The organism is Pseudomonas sp. FIP_A4 (assembly GCF_036701605.1).
Taxonomy (GTDB): Bacteria; Pseudomonadota; Gammaproteobacteria; order Pseudomonadales; family Pseudomonadaceae; genus Stutzerimonas; species Stutzerimonas phenolilytica.
Genome location: NZ_JAYDXP010000116.1, coordinates 269,830 through 286,027, shown reverse-complemented (window position 1 = coordinate 286,027; position 16,198 = coordinate 269,830). Strand labels below are relative to the sequence as shown.

Annotated in this window: 20 protein-coding genes; 3 read left to right on the top strand and 17 right to left on the bottom strand. The window is 61.5% G+C overall.

The window, feature by feature from the left end; translation table 11 throughout:
- Positions 1-390, top strand: a 390-nt coding sequence (locus U8L64_RS05170) for a 4Fe-4S dicluster domain-containing protein (RefSeq protein WP_333394576.1), incomplete at its 5' end; no start/stop codon positions are given.
- 77 nt (positions 391-467) lie between these two features.
- On the opposite strand, the gene U8L64_RS05165 is transcribed toward U8L64_RS05170, so the two are convergent.
- From U8L64_RS05165 to U8L64_RS05155, 3 genes are all read right to left on the bottom strand, one after another.
- Positions 468-1,037 (bottom strand): DUF1285 domain-containing protein, encoded by a 570-nt coding sequence (locus U8L64_RS05165; protein ID WP_333394574.1) that lies wholly within the window; start codon positions 1,035-1,037, stop codon positions 468-470.
- A gap of 38 nt (positions 1,038-1,075) precedes the next feature.
- Positions 1,076-1,684: a DUF4823 domain-containing protein gene (locus U8L64_RS05160; protein ID WP_418652793.1), complete on the bottom strand. Its 609-nt coding sequence runs from the start codon at positions 1,682-1,684 to the stop codon at positions 1,076-1,078.
- 78 nt (positions 1,685-1,762) lie between these two features.
- The gene (locus tag U8L64_RS05155; protein WP_008570636.1) at positions 1,763-2,383 is read right to left on the bottom strand and encodes a TetR/AcrR family transcriptional regulator; all 621 of its coding nucleotides are present in this window, start codon (positions 2,381-2,383) and stop codon (positions 1,763-1,765) included.
- Positions 2,384-2,455: 72 nt separating this feature from the next.
- Here U8L64_RS05155 and U8L64_RS05150 point away from each other — a divergent pair, with 72 nt between their 5' ends.
- Complete coding sequence (locus tag U8L64_RS05150) at positions 2,456-3,589, top strand: aminotransferase class V-fold PLP-dependent enzyme (RefSeq protein ID WP_077683882.1); 1,134 nt, start codon at positions 2,456-2,458, stop codon at positions 3,587-3,589.
- A gap of 202 nt (positions 3,590-3,791) precedes the next feature.
- Here U8L64_RS05150 and U8L64_RS05145 read toward each other — a convergent pair whose 3' ends face one another.
- The 14 genes from U8L64_RS05145 to U8L64_RS05080 form a co-directional block, all read right to left on the bottom strand.
- A complete protein-coding gene (locus U8L64_RS05145; RefSeq protein ID WP_333394570.1) occupies positions 3,792-5,186 on the bottom strand; it encodes an amino acid permease in 1,395 nt (464 codons plus the stop codon).
- Positions 5,187-5,349: 163 nt separating this feature from the next.
- Positions 5,350-6,135, bottom strand: coding sequence for a TatD family hydrolase (locus U8L64_RS05140; RefSeq protein WP_333394567.1), 786 nt, complete (start codon positions 6,133-6,135; stop codon positions 5,350-5,352).
- Positions 6,136-6,219: 84 nt separating this feature from the next.
- A complete protein-coding gene (locus tag U8L64_RS05135) occupies positions 6,220-6,576 on the bottom strand; it encodes a PilZ domain-containing protein (protein WP_008570640.1) in 357 nt (118 codons plus the stop codon).
- 50 nt (positions 6,577-6,626) lie between these two features.
- Positions 6,627-7,613 carry a DNA polymerase III subunit delta' gene (locus U8L64_RS05130; protein WP_333394564.1) on the bottom strand — a complete coding sequence of 329 codons (987 nt, stop codon included), beginning with the start codon at positions 7,611-7,613 and terminating at the stop codon, positions 6,627-6,629.
- On the bottom strand, positions 7,606-8,238 hold the full coding sequence (tmk, locus tag U8L64_RS05125) for a dTMP kinase (protein WP_043299399.1): 633 nt from the start codon (positions 8,236-8,238) through the stop codon (positions 7,606-7,608). Before tmk ends, U8L64_RS05130 begins: the two co-directional genes overlap by 8 nt.
- Positions 8,235-9,302: an endolytic transglycosylase MltG gene (gene mltG, locus U8L64_RS05120; protein ID WP_077683879.1), complete on the bottom strand. Its 1,068-nt coding sequence runs from the start codon at positions 9,300-9,302 to the stop codon at positions 8,235-8,237. Before mltG ends, tmk begins: the two co-directional genes overlap by 4 nt.
- On the bottom strand, positions 9,299-10,120 hold the full coding sequence (gene pabC, locus U8L64_RS05115) for an aminodeoxychorismate lyase (protein WP_054095073.1): 822 nt from the start codon (positions 10,118-10,120) through the stop codon (positions 9,299-9,301). Before pabC ends, mltG begins: the two co-directional genes overlap by 4 nt.
- Entirely contained in the window at positions 10,117-11,361 is a 1,245-nt protein-coding gene (fabF, locus tag U8L64_RS05110) for a beta-ketoacyl-ACP synthase II (protein WP_043299395.1), read from the bottom strand. Before fabF ends, pabC begins: the two co-directional genes overlap by 4 nt.
- A gap of 181 nt (positions 11,362-11,542) precedes the next feature.
- A complete protein-coding gene (acpP, locus tag U8L64_RS05105; RefSeq protein WP_003283670.1) occupies positions 11,543-11,779 on the bottom strand; it encodes an acyl carrier protein in 237 nt (78 codons plus the stop codon).
- A 190-nt stretch (positions 11,780-11,969) separates the two neighbouring features.
- Positions 11,970-12,713: a 3-oxoacyl-ACP reductase FabG gene (gene fabG, locus U8L64_RS05100; RefSeq protein WP_043299393.1), complete on the bottom strand. Its 744-nt coding sequence runs from the start codon at positions 12,711-12,713 to the stop codon at positions 11,970-11,972.
- Positions 12,714-12,727: 14 nt separating this feature from the next.
- Complete coding sequence (fabD, locus tag U8L64_RS05095) at positions 12,728-13,666, bottom strand: ACP S-malonyltransferase (protein WP_054095074.1); 939 nt, start codon at positions 13,664-13,666, stop codon at positions 12,728-12,730.
- Between the two features lie 63 nt (positions 13,667-13,729).
- Entirely contained in the window at positions 13,730-14,779 is a 1,050-nt protein-coding gene (gene plsX / locus U8L64_RS05090) for a phosphate acyltransferase PlsX (RefSeq protein WP_054095075.1), read from the bottom strand.
- A gap of 3 nt (positions 14,780-14,782) precedes the next feature.
- Positions 14,783-14,965 (bottom strand): 50S ribosomal protein L32, encoded by a 183-nt coding sequence (gene rpmF, locus U8L64_RS05085; RefSeq protein ID WP_008570655.1) that lies wholly within the window; start codon positions 14,963-14,965, stop codon positions 14,783-14,785.
- Positions 14,966-14,977: 12 nt separating this feature from the next.
- Entirely contained in the window at positions 14,978-15,505 is a 528-nt protein-coding gene (locus tag U8L64_RS05080; RefSeq protein WP_333394519.1) for a YceD family protein, read from the bottom strand.
- Positions 15,506-15,610: 105 nt separating this feature from the next.
- Between U8L64_RS05080 and U8L64_RS05075 the strand changes: the two genes are divergently transcribed.
- On the top strand, positions 15,611-16,189 hold the full coding sequence (locus U8L64_RS05075) for a Maf family protein (protein ID WP_333394517.1): 579 nt from the start codon (positions 15,611-15,613) through the stop codon (positions 16,187-16,189).
- The last annotated feature ends 9 nt before the right edge of the window (positions 16,190-16,198 follow it).

The following is a 16,198-nucleotide window of genomic DNA, read 5'->3' as shown; positions in this document are numbered from 1 at the left end:
GACACCAAGCCGGACTACGCCTGCCTCAAGCCGGCCGCCGAGTCGAAGAAGATCGAGTATCCGAAGCCGGACGGCAAACTGAGCTTCGACAAGCTCTCTTCGGTATTCCTCTCCAACACCAACCACGAGGAAGACCAGCCGATCCACCTGCGGCTGACCGATCCGAACGTTCCGATCGAGAAGAATCTGCCGCTGTACGACGAGCCGGCGCAGCGCTACTGCCCGGCCGGCGTGTACGAAGTCGTGAGCAACGACGATGGCAGCAAGCGCTTCCAGATCAACGCGCAGAACTGCGTGCACTGCAAGACCTGCGACATCAAGGACCCAGCGCAGAACATCACCTGGGTAGCGCCAGAAGGCACCGGTGGTCCGAACTACCCCAACATGTAAGCAAAGCATTAACGAAAAAGGCTCCTTCGGGAGCCTTTTTCGTTGAGGTGACATTCTCGCGGAGCCGTCTCGCGGTGCTACTCCGGCGCACGCCCGAGCGGGAAGAACTCGCCGCAACTCCAAACACCCAGCCAGCTCTCCCCGTCGAGCAGACGTGGCACCGCCAGCCCCACCAGTTCGTAGAACACATTGCGATGAATCAGCGCCTCCAGATTGGCACGCACATGCACATAGGGAGACGGCTGGCCGGTTTGCGGATCCAGTTCGACGCGCAGCGGATGCTCGCCGTCAACCAGAACCTCATCCTCGACGTTGGTGAGCATACGCAGCTGCTGCGCCTCACCCTGCCCCGCCACCTCCAGACGCACCGCCACGAACGGCGCGTCGTCAACGCGTATTCCGACCTTCTCGACCGGCGTAACCAGAAAGTACGCGTCGCCATCGCGCCGCAACACGGTGGAGAACAGACGCACCATCGCCGGCCGGGTGATCGGCGTGCCGAGGTAATACCAGCTGCCATCGCGGGCAATACGCATGTCGATGTCGCCGCAGAACGGCGGATTCCAGAGATGCACCGGCGGCAGTCCACGCCCTTCGGCCTTCGGGATCTGTCCAAGCAGTTCGGTGGCTTTCGTAGATTCGCTCATTGGCATGGTCCTCCGCGTCGCCCTTCTACACGCGACACTCAGTCGCTGAGCCCCAGCAGGCGCCGAGCATAATCGCGCAACGGCGGGCCGAGCAGTTCGTCAGGCTTAGCATCGTACAGATTGAGTAGCCCGCCGCGCGCGCGGATGCGGGCAGTATCGACCAGATAACGCGTGCTGGTCTCGACCAGCATGAGTTGCACGACGCCACTGTCGACCCCCAGGCGATCGACGGCTCGCTGTTCGTTCAGCTCATCGAAACTACCGATACGGTCATCGGCCGCGGCGAAGCGCGTATAGAGCACGTAATGCGCGCCGACGGCCGTTGCCTGCGTCATCGCTTCTTCGAAGCCAACCGGCTGCTCTGCGCGACGCACCATGGGGAAATACTCGACGAACCCGGCGAACGCTTCCTCGGCGACCACATTGGGACGCGGATAGCCATTACCCGGCGGGGTGAAATGTCCCTGCGCAATATAGATGAAGGAATCGGCCTGCAAACGCCATGGGCTCGCACGGCGGGTCTGGCTATGGTCGAGGATACCGGCATCGCGCAGGTGGTAGCGGGTGCCTTCGGCCATGTCGCTGACCTTCATGCAGCCGGCCAGAGTCAGGGCACCCAGCACTACGTAGAGCAATCGCATCTGCATATTCTCCAGCCGGCGACGGAAAGCCGGCACGTGGCTGCCTGAATGCAGCATCCACGCCATACCACCCGCCGGTACCGCTCAATCACGCTTGCGCTTGTTGCCCATACGCACGCCGATGTCCATGAGGAACTGGAAGAACCCTTCCTGATCCTCGAGCACATTGCTCCAGAACGGCGAGTGATACAGCGCCACTGCGCCATGTACAAGTGCCCAGGCCGCGCAATAGTGGAAATACGGCGGCACGTCTTCGAGCTTGCCTTCGGCGATGCGCCCCTCGATCAGCTGAGTCAGACGCTGGAAGTTGGAGGCGCGGATGCGATGCAGCTCTTCCACCAGCTCCGGCACCTGATTGCCCTTCACAACCTTCTCTTCCAGCCGATCGAACAGGCGGTAGCGCTGCGGATCGCGCATGCGGAACTCGAAATAAGCCCGTGACAACGCTTCCTTGTCACGGTCGACATCTTCGGAATGCAGCAGCGCGTTCAGGTCACGCTCATAATCGAGCATCAGCCGCAGGTAGATTTCGGCCTTGGACTTGAAGTGCTTGTAGATAGTGCCTTTGCCGATTCCGACGGCATCGGCAATCATCTCGACCGTGACGCTGTCTTCGCCCTGATCGAGGAACAGCTGCAGGGCGATGTCGAGTATTTCCTGTTCGCGACGACGAAACTCGCGAACCTTCCGGGATTCTGTCTGCATGAGGGCTGCTGGCGTGAAAAACGAGGTAGCCATTATGCCTATCCAGTCATCGAATGCACGAGGCATCCAACAATGATTCAATTCAGTAACGAATTTCCTCATCCGGTCGGATTGAGGTACCTGAACCACGCTGCCGTCGCTCCCTGGCCACGACGCGCGGCGCAGGCCGTGTCTCGCTTCGCCGAGCAGAACATGACCATCGGCGCGCGCGACTATCCCCAATGGCTAGAAACCGAACAGCGCCTGCGCGAGCGCCTTGCGCGCCTGCTCAATGCCCCCGGCAGTGCGGACATCGCGCTGGTCAAAAACACCTCGGAAGCCCTGTCGTTCGTCGCATTCGGCCTGAATTGGCAGCACGGCGACCAGATCATCATCAGCGATGAGGAGTTTCCGTCCAACCGAGTGGTTTGGGAGGCGCTGCGGCCGCAGGGCGTGGAGGTCATCCAGGTCAGCCTCAAAGGCGCCGACCCGGAAGCGGATCTGCTCGCCGCCTGCGGCCCGCGGGTACGCCTGATGGCCATCAGCGCCGTGCAATATGCCAGCGGCCTTCGTCTTGACCTCCAGCGCCTGGGCGAAGGCTGCGAGCAGCGGGGCGTGCTGCTATGCATCGATGCGATACAGCAGCTCGGCGCCCTGCCCTTCGACGTGCAACAAAGCCGCTGCGCGTTTGCGATGGCGGATGGACACAAGTGGATGCTAGGGCCGGAGGGACTTGGCGTGTTCTATTGCCGGCGCGATCTGCGCGAGCGACTCACGCTGCACGAGTTCGGCTGGCACATGCTCGAGCACGCCGGCGACTACGAGCGCAGCGAATGGGAGCCAGCCCGCAGCGGCCGGCGCTTTGAATGCGGCAGCCCGAACATGCTCGGTGCTATGGCGCTGGATGCCAGCCTGTCGCTGCTTGAGGAGATCGGCATGCCTCAGGTTGCCAGCGAACTGGCCGAGCGCATCGACTGGCTACGCCAGGGCCTGAAAGGTATCGACGGCATTGAACTCCTGAGCCCAGAGCTCCCGGAGCGTCGTTCCGGCATCGTCACCTTCCGTCTGGACAGCGGATCGAATCAAACGCTTTTCGAGCAACTGAAAGCCGAACAGATCGTGTGCGCGCTGCGCGGTGGCGGTGTGCGCTTTTCACCGCACTTCTACACCGAGGCGCGGATCATCGATGAAACCCTGGCGGTAGTCGCCCGGCTGGCTCGCAATTGAGCGATGAACCCTCAGCCGATGTATTCCAAATAGATTTAACAAAACTGCCGCTATTGGCGGCGAATTCTTTTGAACAGGCTAATACTTGATAGCACTGGTGAGGCATTCCCCCCACTGCCTGACCAGCTGAGAGCGTGAGGAACACGCTCTCATACTCCTAATGGTCTTGACCCGGCTCTCCGTTCAGGGAAGCCGGGTTTTTTTAGGCCGTCCGGGCGATACGCGTGCGGCGTATCTGAAAGCACAGACCGAGGAAGGCCACCCAGAACGGAATGGCGTACACCGACAGACGGATACCCGGGATGAACAGCATGATGGCCAGGATGCCGGCCACGAACGCGAGGCACAAATAATTGCTGAACGGGAACCAGAACGCCTTGAAGCTCGGCTCGACGCCACGCTGCTGCATCGCCTTGCGGAATTTCAGATGCGCCATGCTGATCATCGCCCAGTTGATTACCAGCGAGGCGACTACCAGCGACATCAGCAATTCGAGCGCATTTTGCGGTGCCAGATAATTGACCAGTACACACAGCAGCGTAACAGCCGCCGAGACTCCAATCGCCAGCACCGGTACACCACGCCGGTTGACCTTGAGCAAGGCTCGGGGGGCGTCCCCTTGCTCGGCCAGGCCATAGAGCATGCGGCTGTTGCAATACACGCCACTGTTGTAGACCGACAACGCGGCGGTCAGCACGACGAAGTTGAGCAGATGGGCGGCGGTATCGCTGCCGATCAGCGAGAAGATCTGCACGAACGGGCTACCGCTGTAGGGGTCGGCTGCCGAGCCCAGGGTTTCCAGCAGGCTGTCCCACGGATACAGCGTCAACAGCACGGTAAGCGCGCCGATGTAGAAGATCAGAATCCGATAGACGACCTGGTTGATCGCCTTCGGAATCACCGTTTTCGGGTCGGCCGCCTCCGCGGCGGTGATCCCCACCAATTCCAGCCCGCCGAAGGAAAACATGATGATGGCAAGCGCCATGATCAGGCCGTGGATGCCGTTGGGGAAAAACCCGCCGCGACTCCACAGGTTGCTGATGCTTGCCTGCTCGCCGCCCTGTCCGCTGAACAGTAGGAACAGTCCGAGCATGATCATGCCAATGATTGCCGCGACCTTGATGATGGCGAACCAGAACTCAGCCTCGCCGAACGCCTTTACGTTGGTCAGATTGATCAGGTTAATCAGCACGAAGAAGGCTGCCGCCGTCGCCCAGGTGGGTATTTCCGGCCACCAGAACTGCACGTATTTGCCGACTGCCGTCAGCTCGGCCATGCCGACCAGAACGTACAGCACCCAGTAATTCCACCCCGACATGAAGCCGGCAAACGGTCCCCAGTACTGATGGGCGAAATGGCTGAACGAGCCGGCTACCGGCTCCTCGACGATCATCTCGCCAAGCTGACGCATGATCAGGAAAGCGATCAAGCCACCAATGGCGTAGCCCAGAATCATCGATGGGCCAGCGCTACGCAGCACCCCGGCCGATCCCAGGAACAGGCCGGTACCGATGGCGCCACCGAGCGCGATGAGCTGGATATGGCGATTCTTCAGGCCACGCTGGAGCGGGCCGGTGTGCAGTGTGTCGCGAGTCATTGCGTCACCTTCTGTGACGGTTGTGGGGCCGCCGACAGGGTGTCGGCAGCGACGAAACTCCGAGCATGTAGCCAACGCATCGGATTACGCTCGATGGCGCGGAGCCACGAGCACAAGCGGCGCGCATTGTACACGCCCGAAACGCGCGCGCAGCCCTCTGAAATCAAGGCGCGACGTGCGCCAGCGGGAATAGGCGGCGGAAGTTGGCCGTGGTCTGCTCGGCGAAACGCTCGAAGGGTACGCCACGCCATTGCGCGAGAAATTCGGCGACCTCACGCACGTATTGCGGCAGGTTGGGCCGGCCCCGATGAGGCACCGGTGCCAGATACGGCGCATCGGTTTCCACCAGCAAGCGGTCGGCCGGTATCCGCCGCGCCACATCGCGCAGCGCATCCGCGTTGCGGAAGGTGACGATCCCGGACAGCGAAATGCAGAACCCCAGATCGAGCGCTGCGCTGGCCATGTCCCAGTCCTCGGTGAAGCAGTGCAGCACACCGGCCTGCGGTAGCGCGGCCTCCCGCAGTAGCGCCAGGGTATCGGCGCGCGCTTCGCGGGTGTGCACGATGACCGGCTTGCCTGTGATCTGCGCAGCCTGCAGATGCAGACGGAATGCCTCGCGTTGGCGCTCGGCAGCCTGCGGCTCATAGTGGTAGTCGAGGCCGGTTTCGCCAATAGCCACCACTCGCGGGTGCGCCAGCTCGGCGAGCAACCAATCCAGTGCCGGCTGCGCACCCGGCTCCAGATCCAGCGGATGCACGCCAATCGAGCAATCGACATCGGCATGGCGCTCGGCGATGGCCTTGACCTCGGCCGCATTGTCCGCACTGACGCCAATGCAGAGAAAATGTCCAACACCGCACGCACGTGCCGCGTCCAGCGCCGCATCGAGCGAACCGCCATGAGCGGCGAGATCGAGTCGGTCCAGATGACAGTGGGAATCTACCAGCATGGGAAATCGCTTATCGCCTGGTTGGGAAAGGCGGCGATTGTAAGGTAAACACGTGCAGGCTTGGGGCGGTGCATCGCCCGCCGGTCACATCGTGTGGGTCGGGCGATCGGATTTCAGCGCGCCAGCCAGGTAGGTTTCGATCTTGTTGCGGGCCGTGGCGTCGCCGTCATTGAACTGCACGCCAACCCCCGCCGCGCGGTTGCTCTGCGCCCCTTTGGGAGTGATCCACACGACCTTGCCGGCGACCGGAATCTTCTCCGGTTCGTCCATCAGATTGAGCAACATGAAAACCTCGTCGCCAAGCTTGTAACTTTTGTTCGTCGGGATGAACAATCCGCCGTTCTTGATGAAGGGCATGAAGGCGGCGTACAACACGGACTTGTCCTTGATGGTCAGGGACAGAATGCCATTACGCGGACCAAGGTTTGCTGGCAGGCTCATGCGATTTCCTAGGTTGTTGACGCTCCGGCGCAAGCCGCGTTCGGTGGATTCTAGCGTGCCCCCGGCAGGCTTGCCCATTGCACCAGCAGTGCTTCGAGAAGCAGGACACGATTGAGGTTGGCCTTGCCGAGCACCTTGTGCCGCTGTGCCAGCAACCAATCCTGCAACGCCATGACGTTTTCGCGCGAAGCTTTCTGGCCCAGGTAATGCAGGACCTTATTCATATCGGCAGCGCCGAGCGCTGCTTCATCACCGGTCATCTGATAGCGAAGAATCAGGTGTACCCATTCGCAAAACCAGTCGAATAGCAGCCCCACCGGCAAGGCATTCCAGCTCTCCGCCAACTGGCTCGGCGACTGCTGCGCCTTGTGCAGCTTCTTCACCCCCTCGACGACCTGCGCCCGCAGTTCCAGCACCGATTGCCCGTGAAGCTTTGCCGCCAGCAGCGGCGAGCCACCGGCAAGCGCCAGCAACTCCTCGTGCAGTTCGGCAGCCAGGTCAGGCAGCTGGCTCGCCAGCCATTCGAGACTCTGCTGACGGGATGGCAAGGGACAGGCCTGCTGCACGCAACGACTCTTGATGGTTGGCAACAAGCGACTAGGCTGGTGGCTGACCAGCAGCAGAATCGTCTCGCCCGACGGCTCTTCCAGACTTTTGAGCAAGGCGTTGGCGGCATTCAGATTCATCGCCTCGACGGGCTCAAGCAGCACCATCTTGCGCCCGCCGAGCTGCGCCGTCTGCGTAACGAAACCGACCAGATCACGCACCTGATCGACACGGATCGCCTTGTCGACATCTTCCGGCTCGAGCACGTAGTAATCCGGATGTGTATGTGCTGCCAGCAACTGACAGGCCTTGCAACGACCGCAGGCGCCCGCCGCAGAGGGATTCTGGCAGAGCAGAGAAGCGGCGAACTGCTCGGCGAGCAGCCGCTTGCCGATGCCGCGCGGACCGTGCAGCAGATAGGCATGGGCATGTTGCGCGCGCGCCACCAGTTGCTGCCAGATTCCACGTTGCCAAGCCAGTACCTCACCCATCGAAGCGCCCCAGCAATTCGGGGATGAGAAGATCGATTGCCTGCTGCACTTGGGTCAGAGGCTGCGCTGCATCGATCACGTGATAGCGCGATGGGCTGGCATGCGCGCGCGCGAGATAGGCTTGGCGCACTGCCTCGAAGAATCGCAGCCCTTCCTGCTCGAAGCGATCCAGCCGGCCACGCGCAGCGGCGCGGCTGAGCCCAATCTCGACAGGCAAATCGAAGATCAGCGTCAAATCCGGGCGCAGATCGCCCTGAACGAAGGTCTCGAGCTGCGCAATCCGCCCGACCGATAAGCCACGACCGCCCCCCTGATAGGCATAGGTCGCATCGGTGAAGCGGTCGCAGAGCACCACGGCGCCCCGCTGCAACGCAGGACATATCACTTGCGCCAGATGCTGAGCGCGCGCAGCGAAGACCAGCAACAGCTCGGTATCGTCGGCCATCGGCTCGTCGGCCGGAGTCAGCAGCAGCTCACGAATCCGCTCCGCCAGCGGCGTACCACCGGGTTCGCGAGTAAGCACCACATCCAGCCCGCGAGCGCGCAGCCGCTCGGCCAGGTACTCGCGATTGGTGCTCTTGCCGGCGCCTTCCGGCCCTTCCAGGGTGATGAAAAGTCCTGTCACGGTGCTTGCTCGCTGGTGCTCGGGGCCGGTTGGGGTGCCGGACTGGACCGATAGTCGGCGCGCCGGTTGAGTTGATACTGACGTACCGCGCGATTGTGCGCGTCGAGGGTGTCGCTGAAGACGTGGCTACCATCACCGCGCGCGACGAAGTAGAGACTGCGCCCCTCCTTCGGATGCAGCGCGGCGTGAATCGCTTCGCGCCCGACCATCGCAATCGGGGTCGGCGGCAGACCGGCGGTGGTGTATGTGTTGTAAGGCGTCGGCCGGCGCAGGTCGTTGCGGCTGATGCGTCCGCGATAGCTCTCGCCCATGCCATAGATCACGGTGGGATCGGTTTGCAGCAACATGCCGCGTGCAAGGCGGCGCACGAATACGCCGGCGATTTCGCCCCGCTCCTGCGGCACTCCGGTTTCCTTCTCGATGATCGAGGCCATGATCAACGCCTGGTAGGCGTCCTGATAAGGCAGTCCTTGCGCGCGCTCCTGCCACTCTTCCGCAAGCACCTGTTCCAGGCGCGCGTAGGCCTGTTTTAGCAAGTCGAGGTCGCTGGTACCCCGGGTATAGCGATAGGTATCGGGAAAGAAGCGTCCCTCAGGATGCAGGTCGGGCCGCCCCAGACGCGCCATGACCTCTGCGTCTGCAAGCCCCTGCAGGGTCTGCTGCAGTTTCGGCTGCGCCTGGAGGGCAGCGCGCAGCTGACGGAAATTCCAGCCCTCTACCAGGGTGAGGCTGTACTGCTCCACGTCGCCGCGTTGCCAGAGCCCAATCAGATCACGTGCGCTCATGCCGGGCGTCAGCCTATATTCGCCGCTGTGCAGGCTTTGACCGGACAGGTTCAACCGCCAGTAAACACGCAGCCAGAACGAATCACGCAGCAAGCCCTGCGCCTCCAACCGCTGGAATACGCCACTGGGCGTGTCGCCGGGCTGGACGTCGAGCAACTGCTGCTCCTCCAGCGCCAACGGCTGTTCCAGCGCGGAGTACTGCTTCCAGGCAAACAGTCCGAGACCGGCGAGCGCCAGCAACGCGACCAGCCCAAGCGAAATGAGAAGTTTACGAATCACGAGACACTCGACAGGTCGGCTATGGCCGCTTGCAGTTTACGGGTCAGAACGCCCACCGGCCAGGTATGTCCGGCCAGCGCTACCACGGGCCAGATGCCGTAAAGACTGTTGCAAAGCAACACCTCATCGGCCGCCAGCAGTTCCTCGTACGACAGATCGCGCACGACTACGGCAACGCCTAATTGCTGCGCGCGCTCGATGAGTTCCGCACGCATCACTCCGGCGACACCACATCGCTGTAGCGCTGCGGTGAGCAATATGCCGTCACGCACGATAAACAGATTACTGAAGACGCCCTCGATCACCCGTCCCGCGCTATCGCGCATTACCCCCTCGGCACAGGTCGAATCCTGCCACTCGGCACGGGCCAGGACCTGTTCCAGTCGATTGAGATGCTTAATTCCCGCCAGCAGCGGTTGTTCGGCAAGCCGCGTCGCGCAGGGAAACAGACGTACACCTGTCTGCCCGTTGTGTACCGGATAGGCCGGCAGCGACGAAGCGAGCAGCAGTCGCCGCGGAGCGCAGGGTTGCGGGGGGGCATAGCCGCGACGGCCGGCACCACGGGTTACCATGAGTTTGGCCACTCCGGCGTCGAGCTCGCGGCAGAACGCCAGAAGCTCTCCCTTGACCAGAGGCACATCGAGAGGGATAGCCAGCCGCCGGCAACCTTCGACAAGACGCTGCAGATGACGTTCGAGCAACTGCGGCTGACCGCGCACGACTTTGATAGTCTCGAACAGGCCGTCGCCATAGGCCAGGCCGCGATCATCGACGGGCAGCCCGGTAGCAGGCTGTCCGTCGATCCAGCAAGGTTTCACTCGGCGAACCGGCGGAACACCAGCGAGCCGTTGGTGCCACCGAAACCGAACGAGTTGGAAATCGCCACATCGATGGGCATCGGCTTCGCTTGATGCGGCACGAAGTCCAGATCGCAGCCCTCGTCCGGCTCATCCAAATTGATGGTCGGCGGCGCCACCTGATCGCGAATCGCCAGCACACTGAAGATCGCTTCGACCGCGCCGGCTGCCCCCAACAGGTGACCAACCATCGATTTGGTCGAGCTAACGGACAGCTTGTAGGCGTGATCGCCGAACACGCTGCGTATCGCCGCAGCCTCCGCCTTATCACCTGCCGGAGTAGAGGTACCGTGAGCGTTGATATACTGCACCTCTACGGCGTTGAGTCGGGCATCGTTCAACGCGTTGCGGATACAGCGTGCCGCACCAGCGCCATCGTCCGGCGGTGAGGTCATGTGGAACGCATCAGCGCTCATGCCGAAACCGATCAGCTCCGCATAGATGTGCGCACCGCGCGCCTTGGCATGCTCCAGCTCCTCGAGCACCAGCGCGCCGGCACCATCGGACAGCACGAAGCCATCACGCTGCCGATCCCATGGACGACTGGCAGCAGCAGGATCATCGTTACGCGTCGACAGCGCGCGCGCCGCGGCAAATCCGCCAATGCCCAGACCGCTAGCAGCCATCTCGGAACCGCCGGCAACCATTACGTCCGCTTCACCGTAAGCGATGTTGCGCGCCGCCATGCCGATGCAGTGGGTGCCGGTAGTGCAGGCGGTAGCAATCGCATAGTTAGGTCCCTGTAACCCCAGATGAATCGACAGGAAGCCGGACACCATATTGATGATCGAGCCGGGAACGAAAAACGGCGAGATACGCCGCGGCCCCTGCTCAATCAGCACTTTGCAGCTGTTCTCGATATTGGTCAGCCCACCGATACCGGAGCCCATGGCGACGCCGATGCGCTCGCGGTTGGCGTCGGTAATTTCCAGACCGGAATCGCGAACGGCCTGGAAGCTGGCTGCAAGGCCGTATTGGATGAACAGATCGAGCTTGCGTGCCTCCTTGGCCGGCAGGTATTGCTCGACCTCGAAACCTTTGATCGAACCGCCAAAACGTGTGGAATAGGCGGAAAGATCCATGTGTTCAAGCAGGCCGATGCCGCTGCGGCCGGCCAGGATACCCTGCCAGCTGCTCGGCACATCGTTGCCCAGCGGCGATAGCATGCCCATACCGGTAACCACGACGCGTCTACGCGACACAGCAATTCTCCTATACCTTGACGTTTGGCTCAGCTCCCGCGCGTAATTCCGACGAACGCGGGAACACTCGCGGCCTGCGGCAAACATACATCGCCGCACCGCGAATGGACTCTCAAAGAAAAGCCGCACTACCTCGTGCAAGGCAGTGCGGCTTTTCCTAGTTCCGAAGCAGGATTACAACTTACTGCGCGTGCGCGTTGATGTAATCGATGGCTTCCTGAACGGTGGTGATCTTCTCAGCTTGCTCGTCCGGAATCTCGGTCTCGAATTCCTCTTCCAGAGCCATCACCAGCTCGACGGTGTCAAGAGAGTCGGCACCCAGGTCTTCGACGAAGGAAGCGCTGTTGGTAACTTCCTCTTCTTTAACGCCAAGTTGCTCGGCAACGATTTTCTTGACGCGTTCTTCGATGGTGCTCATACCTTGTTTTCACTCCTATGGAAAAAGCAGGCAGCTGGTCTGCGCGGTAGTGTATAGAAAGCGTTTTCCGCATTTCAAGCTGAAAGCGGGCAAGCATGAGCCCACTTCCAACCATCTGTCTATAAACGTTTCGCAGCTTATAGCGATTAAAACAGCCATTATGACTGCCGAGTCACGCCCGGCGTCACATTCAACTCATGTACATGCCGCCGTTCACCGGAACCGTGGCACCAGTGACATAGGCAGCGCCATCCGAAGCCAGAAAGGCAACGACCTTGGCGATTTCCTCAGCCTGACCGAGACGTCCCAGCGGGATCTGCCCCAGCAAGGCGTCACGCTGGGCCTCCGGCAATTCACGCGTCATATCGGTATCGATGAAGCCCGGCGCCACGGAGTTGACCGTGATACCACGCGACCCCACCTCACGCGCCAGGGCACGACTGAATCCTTCGAGGCCGGCTTTGGCGGCGGCGTAGTTTACCTGCCCCGCGTTACCCATTGCACCCACCACCGAACCGATGTTGATGATACGTCCCCAACGCGCCTTGGTCATGCCGCGCAACACGGCCTTGCTAAGGCGATACAAGCTGTTGAGATTGGTATTGATGACATCGAACCACTCATCATCCTTCATCCGCAGCATCAGATTGTCGCGTGTGATCCCGGCGTTGTTGACCAGAATCGCGGGCTGCCCGAGATGTTGCTGAATGTGTTCCAGCGTACTGGCGACCGACTCGTCGTTGCCGACGTCGAGCACCAGACCAGCGCCTTCGATGCCGTTCGCCTTCAGGGTTTCGGCGATACGTTCGGCACCTGACGGCGTGGTAGCCGTGCCGATAACGATGGCGCCCTGGCGCCCCAACTCCAGGGCGATGGCCTGACCGATACCGCGGCTAGCGCCAGTGACCAGCGCCACCTTGCCTTGCAGATTCATAGTGTTCTCCTTGATCAAGCCAGCGCAGCGCGGGTGGCGGCGAAGGCTTCTGGGGTGTCTAGGTTGTAGGTGTTGATGCCCTTCACGCAGCGCTTGTTCAGGCCGGACAGCACCTTGCCGGGGCCGCACTCAACCAAATCCGTCACGCCGCGCTCGCTGAGCGCAACCATTGACTCGACCCAGCGCACCGGACTGTAGAGCTGAGCCAGGAGATCGCGCTGAAGAGTTTGCAGATCAGCGACGACCGCTGCGCTGACATTCTGAACCAGCGCGATCTGCGGTGCCTGCCAGGCAACAGCGGCAACCGCATCCGCAAAGCGCTCGGCCGCGGGACGCATGAGCTCACAATGCGAAGGCACACTCACGGGCAACGCCATCGCGCGCTTGGCGCCACGCGCCTTGCAGGCTTCGATGGCGCGTTCAACGGCGGCCGCATTGCCGGCGATCACAACCTGCCCGGGCGCGTTGAAGTTCACTGCACTGACGATTTCTCCCTGCGCCGCCTCGGCACAGGCCGCCAGCACGTCGGCATCTTCCAGCCCCAGAATCGCCGCCATTCCACCCAGACCAGCCGGCACCGCCTGCTGCATCAACTGGCCACGGAGCTCGACCAGTTTCACCGCTTCGGCGAACGGCAAACTGCCCGCGGCGACCAGCGCGGAATACTCACCAAGACTGTGCCCGGCAACGAAGGCGGGACGTGCGCCGCCCTCGGCCAGCCACAGACGCCACAGCGCCACCGATGCAGCCAGGATGGCCGGCTGGGTCTTATCGGTCTGATTCAGTTGTTCTTCCGGACCTTGCTGGATCAACGCCCAGATGTCATAGCCAAGTGCCGCCGAGGCTTCGGCGAACGTGTCGATGACGAGGCTCTGCTGGACGCCCAGCTCGGCGAGCATGCCGAGCGACTGCGAACCCTGACCAGGAAAGACGAAAGCGAATGATGCGGACATGAAGCAGCTCTCTTATGGTTCTGATCGTCTGTTACGCGCACCTGAAGACAGGCGTCGCGAATTTCAGTTGGATGGTCGACTACCGGACGCAGTCACATTGTCCGATCCCAGCACCTGCGCCAAGCGCTCGCGCAAATGGCCAGGCAGGTCATGCTGGATATCTTCCGCCGCACGCAGGATAGCGGACCTGAAGCCAGCCTCCCCGGCGCTGCCATGACTCTTTACCACAATCCCCTGAAGGCCGAGGAAACTGGCGCCGTTGTAGCGTGATGGTCGCAGCTCCGTGCGCAACTGACGCAGCATCGGCAACGCCAGCCCGCCAACGACGCGTGCGGCAAGCGACCGCCGAAAAAGCGCCTCCACCCTGGCGATCACCATCTCCGCCAGCCCCTCACTGGACTTGAGCAAAACATTGCCGACGAAGCCGTCACACACCACGACATCCGCTTCGCCGCGATACAGACCATCGCCTTCGATGAAGCCGATGAAGTTGAGCCCCTGCATCTGCTGCAACAAGGTGGCCGCAAGCTTGACCTGCTGGTTACCCTTGACCTCTTCGACTCCGATGTTCAGCAGGGCAACGCGAGGACGATCGACACCCAAAGCCTGTGCAGCAACCGATCCCATGACCGCAAATTGCTGCAACTGCTCGGCAGCGCAATCGACGTTAGCTCCCAAATCGAGCAACAAACAGGGTTTTGCGCGCGTCGGGATCGCAGTCACCATCGCAGGGCGATCAATGCCTGGCAGCGTTTTCAGCACCTGCCGCGCCAAGGCCATCAACGCACCGGTATTGCCAGCACTGACACAGGCCTGCGCCCGCCCGTCGCGCACGAGCTCCAGCGCGACATGCATCGATGATTGCGATCTGCCGCGTAGAGCCTGCGCCGGACGCTCGGCCATACCGATAACGTCCTCGGCGTCAACGATCTGCAGACGTGTGCGATCGACCGATGAGTGCTCGGCGATGAGGCGTTCCAGAAGGGAGGATTGGCCGACAAGAGCCAGATGCAGCGAGGGGAGGTCAGCCAGGCAGGACAGACTGGCCGGAACAATGCAACGGGGACCGTAGTCCCCGCCCATTGCGTCGATCGCGATGACCGGAGCGGACAAGGATTACTCGTCAGCGCCCTTGTCGATCACCTTGCGACCACGGTAGAAACCGTCCGGAGAAACGTGGTGACGCAGGTGGACTTCACCAGTGCTCTTTTCCACGGACAGAGCGTTCGCCTGCAGAGCATCGTGGGAACGACGCATGTCGCGAGCGGAACGGGATTTTTTGTTCTGCTGAACAGCCATTTGGATCAACTCCTAAACGTTTGGGTCACGCTTTAACTGCGCCAGTACGCTGAACGGGTTGGACCGCGTTACCTCGTCCTCACTCGGCTCAGGCTCGTCTGGCCCAACCGGCGGCTGGCAAATTTCAGGATCATGGAGTGGAACAATCGGCAGAGCGAGCAACAGCTCGTCTTCGACCAGCGCCAGCAGATCCAACGGATCTTCTCCCACTTCCAGCACGTCATAGCCCTTGGGCAGGTGCTGGCTGCTCGCCCCCTCATTAACAACGGCGTAGTCGCATTCGCTGTGAATGGGCAAAACAACCGGCTCCAGACAACGCTGGCAAACCATTTTGACGTCAACATCGAGCTGGCTGTGGATAACCGCAGTACGCTGCTCGTCGCGCCCGAACGAAAAACTGGCACGCACCACACCCTGATCATCTTCAAGAGACTCAGCGAGTCGCTGAAGCTGCGACAGGCTTAGCTCGCCCTGCAGGCTAGCCGCCCGATCTGCAAGCTTGCGCGGATCAATGTGCGGAGGTATCGGTCCTTTCAACATAAGCGCGGCATTCTATGGATGCGCCCCATGACTGTCAAAGGAATTCAGCCCGCTGGCCACACCGCGCGCATAGAATTGCCCATCCATATATAAAAGGAAGGACACATGCGCCGACTATTGCTTGCTTCGAGTTCCAAGTACCGACAGGAACTGCTTTCACGCCTGCGCCTGCCTTTCACAAGCTGCGCCCCAGCCATCGACGAAACTCCACATCCTGGCGAATCAGCCGAACAACTGGTGTGCCGTCTGGCCGCCCAAAAGGCACAAGCACTCGCCGAAACCCACCCCGATCATCTGATCATCGGCTCCGACCAGGTAGCAACACTGGGCGACAGTATCCTCGGCAAACCCCACACGTTCGAAAGAGCCAGACGTCAGCTGCAGGCCGCCAGCGGCACCACTGTTCGCTTTCTCACCGGCCTAGCCTTACTCGATAGTCGCAGCGGGAGCATTCAGATCGACTGCGTTCCGTTCACAGTCCACTTCCGCGAACTGGACGACGCGCGCATCGAGCGTTATCTGCAGATCGAGCAACCCTACGATTGCGCCGGCAGTTTCAAGGCCGAGGGCCTGGGCATAAGCCTGTTCCGCGCCACCGAGGGCGAGGACGCTACCAGTCTCATAGGCCTGCCTCTGATTCGCCTGGTGGACATGCTTCTGGCCGAGGGAGTGGAACTACCCTGACGCACAGCC